This window comes from Cognatiyoonia koreensis, assembly GCF_900109295.1.
Lineage (GTDB): Bacteria > Pseudomonadota > Alphaproteobacteria > Rhodobacterales > Rhodobacteraceae > Cognatiyoonia > Cognatiyoonia koreensis.
Genome location: NZ_FOIZ01000003.1, coordinates 68,136 through 79,471 on the forward strand (window position 1 = coordinate 68,136; position 11,336 = coordinate 79,471).

The 11,336-nt window shown below is 58.0% G+C and carries 13 protein-coding genes and 1 tRNA gene; 8 read left to right on the forward strand and 6 right to left on the reverse strand.

Annotated elements, in window-relative coordinates:
• The first annotated feature begins 2 nt into the window (after positions 1–2).
• The 3 genes from BMY44_RS17825 to BMY44_RS17835 all read left to right on the forward strand — a co-directional run bounded on the left by BMY44_RS17825 (position 3) and on the right by BMY44_RS17835 (position 3,045).
• On the forward strand, positions 3–1,403 hold the full coding sequence (locus tag BMY44_RS17825) for a sensor histidine kinase (protein WP_089997318.1): 1,401 nt from the start codon (positions 3–5) through the stop codon (positions 1,401–1,403).
• A gap of 53 nt (positions 1,404–1,456) precedes the next feature.
• Positions 1,457–1,533, forward strand: a tRNA-Arg gene (locus tag BMY44_RS17830).
• A gap of 318 nt (positions 1,534–1,851) precedes the next feature.
• Entirely contained in the window at positions 1,852–3,045 is a 1,194-nt protein-coding gene (locus BMY44_RS17835; RefSeq protein WP_089997319.1) for an NADH:flavin oxidoreductase/NADH oxidase family protein, read from the forward strand.
• On the opposite strand, the gene BMY44_RS17840 is transcribed toward BMY44_RS17835, so the two are convergent.
• Positions 3,031–3,597 carry a TetR/AcrR family transcriptional regulator gene (locus BMY44_RS17840; RefSeq protein WP_242650606.1) on the reverse strand — a complete coding sequence of 189 codons (567 nt, stop codon included), beginning with the start codon at positions 3,595–3,597 and terminating at the stop codon, positions 3,031–3,033. The two genes, BMY44_RS17835 and BMY44_RS17840, sit on opposite strands and share 15 nt — an antisense overlap.
• A gap of 74 nt (positions 3,598–3,671) precedes the next feature.
• Here BMY44_RS17840 and BMY44_RS17845 point away from each other — a divergent pair, with 74 nt between their 5' ends.
• Positions 3,672–4,718 (forward strand): alcohol dehydrogenase family protein, encoded by a 1,047-nt coding sequence (locus BMY44_RS17845; RefSeq protein WP_089997321.1) that lies wholly within the window; start codon positions 3,672–3,674, stop codon positions 4,716–4,718.
• A gap of 32 nt (positions 4,719–4,750) precedes the next feature.
• On the opposite strand, the gene BMY44_RS17850 is transcribed toward BMY44_RS17845, so the two are convergent.
• The gene (locus BMY44_RS17850) at positions 4,751–5,650 is read right to left on the reverse strand and encodes a LysR family transcriptional regulator (protein ID WP_165611881.1); all 900 of its coding nucleotides are present in this window, start codon (positions 5,648–5,650) and stop codon (positions 4,751–4,753) included.
• A 141-nt stretch (positions 5,651–5,791) separates the two neighbouring features.
• On the opposite strand from BMY44_RS17850, the gene BMY44_RS17855 reads away from it, so the two are divergent.
• A complete protein-coding gene (locus BMY44_RS17855; RefSeq protein WP_089997323.1) occupies positions 5,792–6,262 on the forward strand; it encodes an ester cyclase in 471 nt (156 codons plus the stop codon).
• A 68-nt stretch (positions 6,263–6,330) separates the two neighbouring features.
• On the forward strand, positions 6,331–6,717 hold the full coding sequence (locus tag BMY44_RS17860) for a nuclear transport factor 2 family protein (protein WP_089997345.1): 387 nt from the start codon (positions 6,331–6,333) through the stop codon (positions 6,715–6,717).
• On the opposite strand, the gene BMY44_RS17865 is transcribed toward BMY44_RS17860, so the two are convergent.
• Positions 6,714–6,965, reverse strand: a complete 252-nt coding sequence (locus BMY44_RS17865; RefSeq protein WP_089997324.1) for a DUF6552 family protein — start codon at positions 6,963–6,965, stop codon at positions 6,714–6,716. The two genes, BMY44_RS17860 and BMY44_RS17865, sit on opposite strands and share 4 nt — an antisense overlap.
• A complete protein-coding gene (locus BMY44_RS17870) occupies positions 6,955–7,659 on the reverse strand; it encodes an SDR family oxidoreductase (protein ID WP_089997325.1) in 705 nt (234 codons plus the stop codon). The genes BMY44_RS17865 and BMY44_RS17870 overlap by 11 nt, the downstream gene beginning before the upstream one ends.
• 98 nt (positions 7,660–7,757) lie before the next feature.
• On the opposite strand from BMY44_RS17870, the gene BMY44_RS17875 reads away from it, so the two are divergent.
• Positions 7,758–8,642: a LysR substrate-binding domain-containing protein gene (locus BMY44_RS17875; RefSeq protein ID WP_089997326.1), complete on the forward strand. Its 885-nt coding sequence runs from the start codon at positions 7,758–7,760 to the stop codon at positions 8,640–8,642.
• A 29-nt stretch (positions 8,643–8,671) separates the two neighbouring features.
• On the opposite strand, the gene BMY44_RS17880 is transcribed toward BMY44_RS17875, so the two are convergent.
• Both BMY44_RS17880 and BMY44_RS17885 read right to left on the reverse strand, forming a co-directional pair.
• On the reverse strand, positions 8,672–9,304 hold the full coding sequence (locus BMY44_RS17880; RefSeq protein ID WP_089997327.1) for a cysteine hydrolase family protein: 633 nt from the start codon (positions 9,302–9,304) through the stop codon (positions 8,672–8,674).
• A gap of 17 nt (positions 9,305–9,321) precedes the next feature.
• A complete protein-coding gene (locus BMY44_RS17885) occupies positions 9,322–9,639 on the reverse strand; it encodes a DMT family transporter (RefSeq protein WP_089997328.1) in 318 nt (105 codons plus the stop codon).
• A gap of 237 nt (positions 9,640–9,876) precedes the next feature.
• Here BMY44_RS17885 and BMY44_RS17890 point away from each other — a divergent pair, with 237 nt between their 5' ends.
• The gene (locus tag BMY44_RS17890) at positions 9,877–11,103 is read left to right on the forward strand and encodes an NAD(P)/FAD-dependent oxidoreductase (RefSeq protein WP_089997329.1); all 1,227 of its coding nucleotides are present in this window, start codon (positions 9,877–9,879) and stop codon (positions 11,101–11,103) included.
• Positions 11,104–11,336: the final 233 nt, after the last annotated feature.

Consider the following 11,336-nt stretch of genomic DNA (forward strand, 5'->3'; position numbering starts at 1 on the left):
AGATGTTGAATACGCTCTCCGGCCGCTTCCTGATCCTCACGATTATCTTCGTGATGTTGGCCGAAGTGTTCATCTTTGTTCCGTCTATTGCGCGCTTTCGTGAAGACTATCTGCTTGCCCGTCTGGAGCGGGCGCAGATCGCATCGCTCGCCCTTGAGGCGGATGATATGCTGGCCCCTGAACTTGAAGCGGAACTGCTGAAGAACGCTGAAGTGTTCAACGTGGTTTTGCGCCGGGATGAAGTCCGCCAGCTCGCCCTGTCTTCGCCCATTCCGGCACCGATTCACGCCTCATACGATATGCGTGATCCGTCCGCGATGGCGTTGATCGGTGATGCGATTGACGCTTTGCTGGATACCGAAGAGCGCGTCATACGTGTGCTTGGCAATCCGGTGCGTGATGGTGGATTGCTGATCGAAGTCACAATGATGCAGAAACCCCTGCGCGAGGCCATGCTGACCTATGGGCGCAATGTTCTTATCCTCTCGGCGGTTATTTCGATCATCACGGCCTTTCTGCTTTTCCTTTCGGTACAGGCATTGCTTGTTCGCCCGATCAAAGGGGTTGTCAGTGCGATGCAGCGCTATGCCGCTGCGCCGGAAGATGCGCGGCAGATTATCCAGCCCTCAGCTGGCGTGCGTGAATTGCGTGACGCTGAGGAGTCGTTGCAACTGTTGCAGCAACAGTTGACGGGCGCGCTCAAGCAAAAGGACCGGTTGGCACAGTTGGGTGGGGCTGTGGCCAAGGTCAGTCATGATCTGCGCAACATCCTTACCTCGGCACAGCTGTTTACCGACCGGATCGAAAGTTCGGACGATCCGCTGGTCAAGCGCATGGCGCCGAAACTGGTCGGGTCTATCAGCCGGGCGGTCAACCTGTGTGAAACGACACTGGCCTTTGGTCGCGTTGACGAACCCGCGCCGATCCTGTCGCGCATTGCCCTGGAAAGCGTGGTGAACGACGTCGTTGACAGCGAGCGGCTTGCCGTTGGCGACTATGATCTTTCTGTCGACAGCGATCTGCCTCCGGGCATGATGATCCGTGCGGATGGCGAACAATTGTTCCGCGTGATTTCCAATCTTGTGCGCAATGCCCGCGAAGCAATCATGGCAACGCACAAGCCCGGAACGATTACCGTACGCGCGACAGAAGACGATGCTGCATGGCATATCGCGGTCGAGGATACAGGCCCCGGATTGCCGCCAAAGGCGCGCGAGCATTTGTTCAAGGCGTTTCAAGGCAGCGTGCGCAAAGGGGGCACCGGATTGGGGATCGCAATCGCACAGGATCTGGTCCGCGGGCACGGTGGTCGGATTGAACTTGAACGATCCGACGCGAACGGCACGGTTTTTGTAATCCAGCTTCCAAAAGCCGATCTTGCCCTTGCTCCGCTGTCAGAATAGTTCGAATTGGGCCTTGCAATACATGGCCGTGGGGTCTAAATCGCAGGTCACGCGGATTGGTAGCTCAGTTGGATAGAGTACTTGACTACGAATCAAGGGGTCGGGGGTTCGAATCCTCCCCAGTCCGCCAAATCATCTCCCTATCCATATGAAATCGTAGGATTATTTCTGAATTTCAGAATTTGTTCCCACACTTGTTCCCACGCTGGGGGTTTGGATAATTGCTACGCAATGTCTCCGAACCGACTTAACTTAGCCACTCTTTCCCTGTTGAACGTCAGATGACTTTGACCTTCACGTCACAACATTGACCCACAATCTGAAAATCGGCAAAGCTGACCTTCGCGCAGATCGCAGCAAAAGTCTCAAAAGAGCCCTTATTGACCGATGCTGCGCTTTGTACCAAGGGCCGCTTTGACGTATCACGACAATGAAACTAAGAGGCCCCATGTCCCAAACGCAAACTTCACCACTCGCCCAACCGCTGACACTGCCATGCGGTGCTACGCTAAAGAACCGCATCGCCAAGTCCGCAATGTCGGACTCTCTTGGCGACGGTGCTGGCAACCCAACCGACGATCAGATCAGGATTTACGAACGGTGGGCCAAAGGCGGTCTGGCGTTGTCTATTATCGGCGAGGTTCAAGCTACTCCCCATTTTGCAGAGAAGCCCGGCAACCTCATTTTGAATGACCACTCAGATCAAGACTTGCCCAAACGCCTCGCAAAAGCAGGTGCAATTGACGGTGCACAACTATGGCTCCAGCTTGGACACGCGGGCGCAATGGCGGATGCGGGGATCAGCACACCCAAAGGGCCGAGCGCTCTGGACCTACCCGGCCTGACTTGCGGCGCGTTGACTTTAGACGAGGTACACGCGCTGCCCGCCGAATTTGCCCGCACCGCCAGCCTTGCAAAAGAACTTGGGTTCGGTGGCGTGCAGGTTCACGCAGCGCATGGCTTTCTGCTCAGTCAGTTCTTGTCACCGTTATTCAATAAACGAGAGGATGCCTATGGTGGTTCTCTGCAAAACCGGATGCGGCTGCTTCTCGAAGTGATCGAAGCGGTTCGAATGGCTGTAGGCCCCAAATATCCGGTGGGTATCAAACTGAATGCTACTGATCAGCTTGAGGGCGGTTTTGCTGAGGATCAGTCCCTTGAGGTCATTGCCGCAGTCGACAGAACGGCAATTGACCTTATCGACATTAGCGGCGGCACATATTTCCCCGGTGCTGCATCCTCGTCTGATCGGGCAGGCTCTGGCCCCTATTTCTTGGAATTCGCAGGTCGCGCCCGCCAAAAGACAAAGATACCTTTGATGGTCACTGGCGGGTTCAAAACGCTCGCTCAAGCCGAAAGCGCCATTATCGATGGCAAGGCCGATCTCATTGGGTTGGCTCGCGCGCTTGTGGTCGATCCAGAACTGCCATCCTTTTGGCTGACTGGTCAGCGTAGCGAGCCGAAGTTCCCACGGTTCAAGAACCCGCCTGATGGCGGTGTGACCGCGTGGTACACGATGCAGATCACTCAGAATGCAAAAGGGGATTCTGCGCTTTCGTCTGACGATTTAGAAGGCGCGATTGAGGCCTACAAGGATCGGGACGACGCAAGACGACGAATTTGGAAGTCAAGACTTAGCTGACCTTCGCGCATTTGCACCGCTTTGACTCCGATCAAATTGGACTGGTGCAGCTTCGGCCAGCAAAGCAAGTCGCTTGGCGCTGGTCAGAGCCGCACCTTTGGTCAAGGGCCAGGCTTGGGTCAGCCCCTCGATGATCACCAATGCGTCATCGGGATTCAGGTCGATGCCCGCCCTGCTGACGGCCAACTGCGAAACCTCCGCCTTGTGCTTTTGCAGAAGTCGGCGCAGCTCCGTGTCGCCGGGTGCAGAGGCGACTGCTGCATGAAACAGGCAGCCGTGGCTGGCTTCCGTTTGCATCCAGTTCGCCACCCTTTCCAGGGTTTTTCCTAAGTCTTGTCCTGATGAATCGGACGCGTCGCTGAAAACATGCTCCAGATAGCGTTGGTGGCGGTGTTCCAGCGCCAGCTGAATCATCGCATCTCGTGATGGCGCGTATTTGTAGAGCGTGCGAAGGCTGACACCGGCCGCGTCGCGCAGGTCTTCGACGCTGGGTGCAGCAAAGCCTTGTGAAGCAAAGGCGCGTTCCAATCCACCTGCGATCTTTGTCGCCATTTTATTCATGATTGACGAAGTAGAGCGTTCGCTCTACCTACGCAAGTAGAGTATTCATTCTACCGGAGGCCAGCATGACCCTTTCCGATATGATGCGTGGTGTTGTCCTGACCGGCCACGGTGGGCCGGAGATGCTTGAAACGCGTGACAATCTGCCGGTCCCCTCGCCGGAACCGAACGACGTGATCATCCGGGTGCGGGCGGCCGGGGTGAACAACACCGACATCAACACCCGCACGGCCTGGTATTCCAAAGGCGATGCCGAGGATGCGGATGCTACCTGGTCAGGCAAGCCGCTGGAGTTTCCACGCATACAAGGCGCGGATGTGTGTGGGGAGATCGTGACCGTCGGGGCGGATGTCCCCACCAGCCGCATCGGCGAGCGCGTTCTGATCGAGCCGTGCATTCGCTTTGCCAATGGTGTCGAGCAAACCCCGCCTTGGTATTTCGGTTCCGAGTGCGATGGCGGCTTTGCCCAGTACACGCGGGTCGACGCTCGACATGCCCACGCCATCAAAAGCGATTTGGCTGATATCGAGTTGGCATCCTTTCCCTGTTCCTATTCCACAGCGGAAAACATGCTGACTCGTGCCAACCTGCAAGCAGGCGAGACAGTTCTGGTGACCGGCGCGTCAGGCGGAGTCGGGTCGGCCACAGTGCAATTGGCCCGCGCGCGCGGTGCGACAGTAATCGCGATCACGAGCTCGGCAAAAATGGACACATTGATGGACCTCGGCGCGGACCGGACATTGCCGAGGGATGCCGATCTCGTCGCAGAGCTGGGTAGGAGCAGCATCGACGTGGTGGTGGACCTCGTTGCCGGTCCAGCCTGGCCGCGACTTCTGGATGTGCTTCGTCCCGGCGGCCGCTACGCCGTGGCTGGGGCCATCGGCGGCCCATTGGTCGAACTGGATGTGCGCACACTCTACCTCAAAGACCTCAGCTTTTTCGGTTGCACCGTTCTGGAACCCGAAGTGTTCAGCAACCTGATCGGACGCATAGAACGGTCCGAAATCAAACCATTGGTCGCGGAAGTCTTTCCACTGGAGGAGATCCATGCGGCACAGTCAGCCTTCGGAGAAAAAGGTCACACCGGCAAGATCGTTTTGAAGGTAGGCTGATCCGCCGAAAGCCAAATATCTCCAAGCGGCCGCTATCGAATGGGTGCGTCGCTGACGCCTCTTTCCCGAAAGAACTCGAGCAGGCGGCGGGTGAGTGCCTTTTGGGGCCCGCTATCGGGCCAGACAGCGTAAATTCCCATGGTTGGTATGCTCCATCCTTGCAGGACATACGCGAGGCGGCCTTGAGCGACTTCATCCTCGACCTCGCTCATCGGGAGTTGTCGCACACCCAATCCTGCCAGAACCGCCGATTTGGCCGAACTGATTGTATCGACCTCCAGCCTGAAGTTCCGCGGCTCAAAAGCGATGGCTTCTGTCCCGTTCTGGAGGGTCATGCCGTTCGGAACAATCGAGATGCCGACAAAGTCGCAGGCGGCCAGATCTTCGATTGACATGATCGGGCCGCGCGTCGCCAAGTATTCCGGTGACGCGACCAGGGCCAAGCGGAAATCGCCAAGGCGTCGGCTCTTCAGCGCGCTATCGGCCAAAGTTCCCAACCGGATCGCAAGATCGAACCCTTCGCGGATCAGGTCAACCGGCACGTCGCTGCTGTGCAGGGCGATGTCGACCATCGGATGTTGCTTGGCAAATTGCCAAAGCGCCTGCCTCAGGCGGCTCTGCTCGCCCCATGCGGGCATGGAAACACGCAAGGTTCCGGCGGGCATATCCTGGCCGATGTTGATCGCATCCAATGCCTCGTTGCCTGCGGCCATCATGCGCCGGGCGGGGTCGAGTGCCGCTTGTCCCTCCGCAGTCAGGGACATGGATCGCGTGGAGCGGAAGAACAGGGTGACGCCCAGCTTACCCTCAAGACGGGATAGGTGATGGCTTACAACGGACGTCGACAGTTTGAGCCGCCTGCCCGCCGCACTCAGGCTGCCAGCGTCCGCCACCGCCACAAACACGGCCAGCCCCCGCAAATCCTCAATCATCTTTCTAATCCATCGAAATATGAATTCACCAATGACTGGATAATCAAAAAGGTGCCGATGGTCTAATTCTTTCATCAGCAGACCAACACCATTTATCTGGCAGCGGTCTTGCAAAACCGTACCCACAGATTGGAGACCACCATGACCCTCAAGACATTCACCGCAGCCGCAGCCCTCGCCACACTTGCAACAGGCGCATTTGCCGACGACACCGCAACCGTTCAGGTCTTTTACGATCTGCTGAGCAATCCCGGCTCCCAAGAGCACACCGCCGCCTTTCAGGAGGTCACATCAGAGGATTGGACCAGCCTGGGCGACTATTCCGGAGACAAAAAATCCCGCGACGCCTTTCTGGGACAAATGGGTGGCTTTGCCCAACTGATCCCCGATCTGGATTGGGATGTTCAGGCCATGCACCAGGATGGCAATTTCGTCACCGTCCGCAGCCGCGCAACCGGCACACCCGTCGCACCGTTCTTTGGCGTTGATGGACAGGGGCGTAGCTTTGACATCATGACGATCGATATCCATGAACTGAAGGACGGGATCATCGTTCAGAGCTACCACGTCGAAGACTGGGCAGGCGCATTGCAGCAGCTTGCTGGTCAATAAGGAAAGTCCTGATGCCCGATGCCCTCCGGCTCAAAGGTTGGGGGGCATTCGACAAAAGGAACTCAGTCATGCAAAGATATCCAGAGACCGACAAAGCCAACGTCATCGCGTTCTATGAGATGATGTTCAACGACTGCCGCCCCGCCGAAGCCATCGAACGATATGCAGGGGCGGACTACGTTCAGCACAACCCTCACGTTGCGGACGGCAAGGACGGGTTCATCGCCTACTTCGAAAAGATGGCCGCAGAATACCCCGGCAAGCGGGTCGAGGTGAAACGGGCGATCGCCGATGGACAATTCGTTGTCCTGCATTGCCATCAGATCTGGCCCGAAGGCCTCGAGTACGCCGGCATGGACATCTTTCGTCTCGATGACGCGGGCAAGGTCGTCGAACATTGGGATGTGTTGCAGGTCCTGCCGGAAAGCAGCGCAAACGAAAATGGCATGTTCTAGCTGCTGCTCATCCCGGCAAGCATGGCACCCAAGGCAACGATATGGATCAACATGATCGCGCGGTCATTCCAGAGCACGCCGACGGCGAACCAGCCGAGGACGCCCACGAGAAACAGATAAAGGTTCCACGGTGTCCAGCCGAACGCCGTGGCCGAGTAGCCCATGATCTGGATGATCGAGGCAACCCATTTGACGGTAAAGGCAAGACGTCCCGTCGCCGGGGCGGCGATGGCAACATCAGACGGCACGGGTCAGCCCTCCGTCGATCCGCAGATTCTGGCCGGTCATGTAGGCCGCTGCGTCCGATGCCAGCCACGAAATCAGCGACGACACCTCTTCTGCGCGCCCGTAACGGCCCATCGGGATGCGGGCGCGGCGATCCTCGGTCTCGGGCAGGCTGTCGATGAACCCGGGAAGGACATTGTTCATGCGGATGTTCCCGCCCGCGTATTTGTCAGCATAGAGCTTTGTGAATGCAGCCAGACCCGCCCGGAACACGCCAGAGGTCGGGAAGAGCGGGTCAGGCTCGAATGCCGCGAAGGTCGAGATGTTGATGACCGCGCCACCGCCCTGCGCCTGCATCGGCGGCGTGACCAGACGCGCGGGTCGGATCACGTTCAGCAGATAGACCTCCATTCCCGTGTGCCAGTCGTCATCGGAGATTTCGAGGACCGGGCCTTTGGGGCCATGTCCGGCAGAGTTGACCAGCACGTCGACACGGCCCCAGCGGTCGGTGGCACCTTGCACCAGCGCCGCCAGATCGTCCGCGTTCCGGTTCGATCCCGTCACGCCAAATCCGCCCAGCTCCTGACCGAGCGTTTCGCCCTTGCCGGAGGACGACAGTATCCCGACCCGGAAACCGTCTGCCGCCATCCGGCGGGCGGCATCCGCCCCCATTCCACTGCCGCCAGCCGTGATCAATGCTACTTTTTCTACTGACATCTCGCCCTCCAAATTTGTCCTGTCGCGTTTATAGCGCTTTCATCGCAAGATTTCGCGCCAGAATTGATCTTGTCTGACAGTAGTATTACTATCGCTTGATGACCCAACTCCCGCCTCTCAACGGCTTGCGTGCTTTCGATGTGGCGGGCCGTCATCTCAATTTCCGCGCCGCCGCCGATGACATGGGCGTGACACAAGGGGCGGTCGCGCAGCAGGTGCGGCAGCTCGAAACACATCTTGGCGTGCCACTCTTCGAAAGATTGCCCAAGGGGCTGGCATTTACGGCTGCGGGGCGCGGGTATCACGCGCGCATCGCCACGGCCTTCGACGACCTGCGCGCCGCCACCGAGACACTGCGTCCCGAGCCGGGCAAGGTTCTGGTCAGCGTCACCCCGACATTCGCCGCGAAGTGGCTGATGCCGAACCTGCCGGAATTCTCGGCCGCGCATCCGGAGATCGACCTTGCGGTTCTCGCCACTGAAAGAGTGTCGAGCTTTCATGGCGATGGAATCGATCTGGCGATACGGCAGGGAAAGCCGCCGTTCGGCGCGGCGCTGGAGGTTGTCCGTCTGTTCCGTCATGAGGTCATTGCGGTCGCCGCACCCACCCTTGTCAGCGGGCAGAGCCTGCCGCTCGGCCCGAACACTGTGTCGCGGCTGCCCAAGCTGCACGATGCTCACGATCTGTGGCCTGCGTTCCTGAGACATTTGAATATCGAAGATCGCGGCGGACGCGGTCTGCGGTTAAGTCAGACGGCTCTTGCTATGGACGCTGCTCTCTCAGGGCAGGGTGTCGTCCTCGTCAGCAGCTTTCTGGCGGCACGCGACATGGCCGAAGGCCGCCTCGTGCAGGTCTGCCTGGACACCCTTCCGGGAGAGCATGATTTCTACATGCTGGCCGAACGCGGATCGAAGCGTCAGCCATCCGTTCAAGCGGCCTTCGATTGGTTCGCTTCTAAGGCCGACGCCAAAGCCCAGACCTGATCGGTCCTTGAATGCGTTTGCGGGGAACGTCAGCGCGATGTCGCGTGCTCTGACAGTGCAGCGATCACGGTCGACCGGGATTGAACCGCACCTGTCTGCAGATACTCCATCGCCTTCAGCGCCGCCTCGTGCGCAGGAACGGAAGACCCGCCAACGCAGTCTTCGACAACCCGGCAGAAGTAATCCGACTGATGCCCGTCGACAAAGGTGTAGTGAACACAAACATCGGTCAGCCCGCCGCACAGGATCAGCGTGTCGACCTTCAGACCGCGCAGCAGAATTTCCAGATCCGTGCCGAAAAAGGCCGAATAACGTCGCTTCGGCACGATGTAGTCGCCCTTGCGGAATCCCATTTCTTCTTGCGCGACATCCGTTCGTGGATCGCCTTCCAGGCAATGCACGTCCTCGTCGCCATCCAGTTCCCGCCCGAAGTCGATCAGGTCAGAACGGTGAATCTCCTGAATGAAGATCACCGGCACGTCGCCGTCATGCGCGGCATCGACCAGACCACGGGCGGCGATCATCCGCTCCTTGTAGCCGGGCATGTTATCGATGGAGCGGACCTCGCTGTCGTCGATGAAGGTGCTTTTCTGAATGTCGATCACGATCAGGGCGGGTTTGCCCTCGATCAGGTCCCGCGCCTGTTTGGTTTTGCTCGTCATATTCCTGCGTCCTTGTCCTAATGTGCGTCCACGCCCAACAGCAGCATCCCGGACACCAACAGGATCACTCCCAAGATGCTGGATATGCTTAGTTCTTGATTGAAAGTCATTACACTTACGAGGACCGATCCAACAGAGCCGATGCCAGTCCATATCGGATAGGCGATGCCGAGCGGCAGCCGGACCATCGCGACATAGAGCGCCAGAAGACTTGCGATCATGGCCACAACCGTCAACGTGCCAAGAGCCCACGAGAAGCCTAAGCCGAGCTTCTTCAAACTTGTTGCCCAAGCCACTTCCAAAGTGCCTGCTGCAATGAGAAATATCCAAGCCATTTTGACCTCCAAGATTGCAGGTCGTCCTGACGAAGCCTCTTCGAAGGCCGGGTCGTCCCGGCGGGCAGATCGCGATCAGATATAATTCTGCGATCGAGCTGTCAATTCCGTCTTTGTCGCACAAGCGTCCGCTCCTGATCTCTGCTACCTTCCGTTCGAGGAAGCATTTGCGCTAGCGTAAAGCAGCAGCATTAGAGCCTATGGGTCAAGCAAGGCAGGAATGGGTATAAGGCAGGTATGAAAACAGATGTGCAGGTGGCGGTGATCGGTGGCGGGATTGTCGGCGTGTCGGTCTTGTATTGGCTGGCGAAACTGGGCTGGACTGACACCGTTCTTCTGGAACGCAGGGAACTGACGTCCGGATCCACTTGGCACGCCGCAGGCAACACCACGTATTTTGGACCCTATCCAAAGATGACAGCACTCTTTGCCGGGTCAATCCGCACCTATCTGCAAGCCGAACAGGAAACGGGACAATCGGTTGGCTTCCACGAAACCGGCAGCCTTCGGCTTGCTGCGACGGCGCGCGAATTGGAACTGTTTCACGTCTACGCACCCAGATACGAAGCGCTCAATATTCCGTTTTACATCCGGAGCCCGGATGAAGTGGCAACGCTTCACCCCTTTGTCGATACCACTGCTAATTTCGGGGCGGCGCACACGCCAACCGATGGCCATGTAGACCCGACAGGGGCCACGAACGCGCTGGCACAAGCCGCCAAACAGCATGGTGCATCAATCAAGCGGCACTGTCCTGTCAGTGCAATCTCTCAGGCGTCTGGAAAATGGGTTCTGGAAACGCCCAGCGGGACCGTAACAGCCAGGAATGTCGTTGTCGCAACATCTTTCTGGGCCCCTGAGATGCTGGCCCCCCTTGGCCTGAACCTGCCAGTTTTTCCGACCCAACATCATGAGATTATCACCGAAAGCCTGCCCGAGATTGCTGCGCTCGACAAAGAGCTGCCAGCCATTCGGGACAGTTGGGTATCCTGTAATGTGCGCCAGGAACGGGACGGATTACTTATCGGCATCTACGAAAAAGAACCTGAGTTCTGGGCACTGGACGGCATCCCGCCAGACTTCAAGGAAGACCTGCTGCCGCCAAACCTCGATCCGTTGATGCCGCATCTTGAACGGCTGATGGAGAGGATGCCGCTGTTTGCCGAGGCTGGCATCAAAGTCGCCAACAATGGACCGATGTGCTTCACACCCGATGGATTGCCTTTGATCGGTCCGGTTCCCGAGATGGACGGTCTTTGGCTCGCTACGGGCTTCAATGTGGGTATCGGAACAGGCGGGGGCTCGGCGGAAATTCTGGCGAAATGGATGACATCCGGGCAGCCACCCAAAGGGCTTGACGCGATCCACGCGGACCGGTTTGGGAATGATCTCAGCAAAGACGCCGCCCTGGCTGCTATTCGAGACGTTTACGCGCACGGCTATCAGCTGCCTGACCATATTTAAGAGTACGGCGCATATTCAAAAGCCGAAATTAATATTATCTCAACCAACATCCGCATCTTACCAGTTCGTGCGCCCTGCAGCGAAAGTCGGCCCGTCTTATACCAGCCGTTCGTGGTCCGCGCAGCTTATGACCGCAGCGAGCCCTCTGGCATCCTTGTCTGGACGGCGATAATGGCGGACAGTGGGTTGAGATATCTGGACTGTGACCATGCCATTCTGCGACATCACGATCT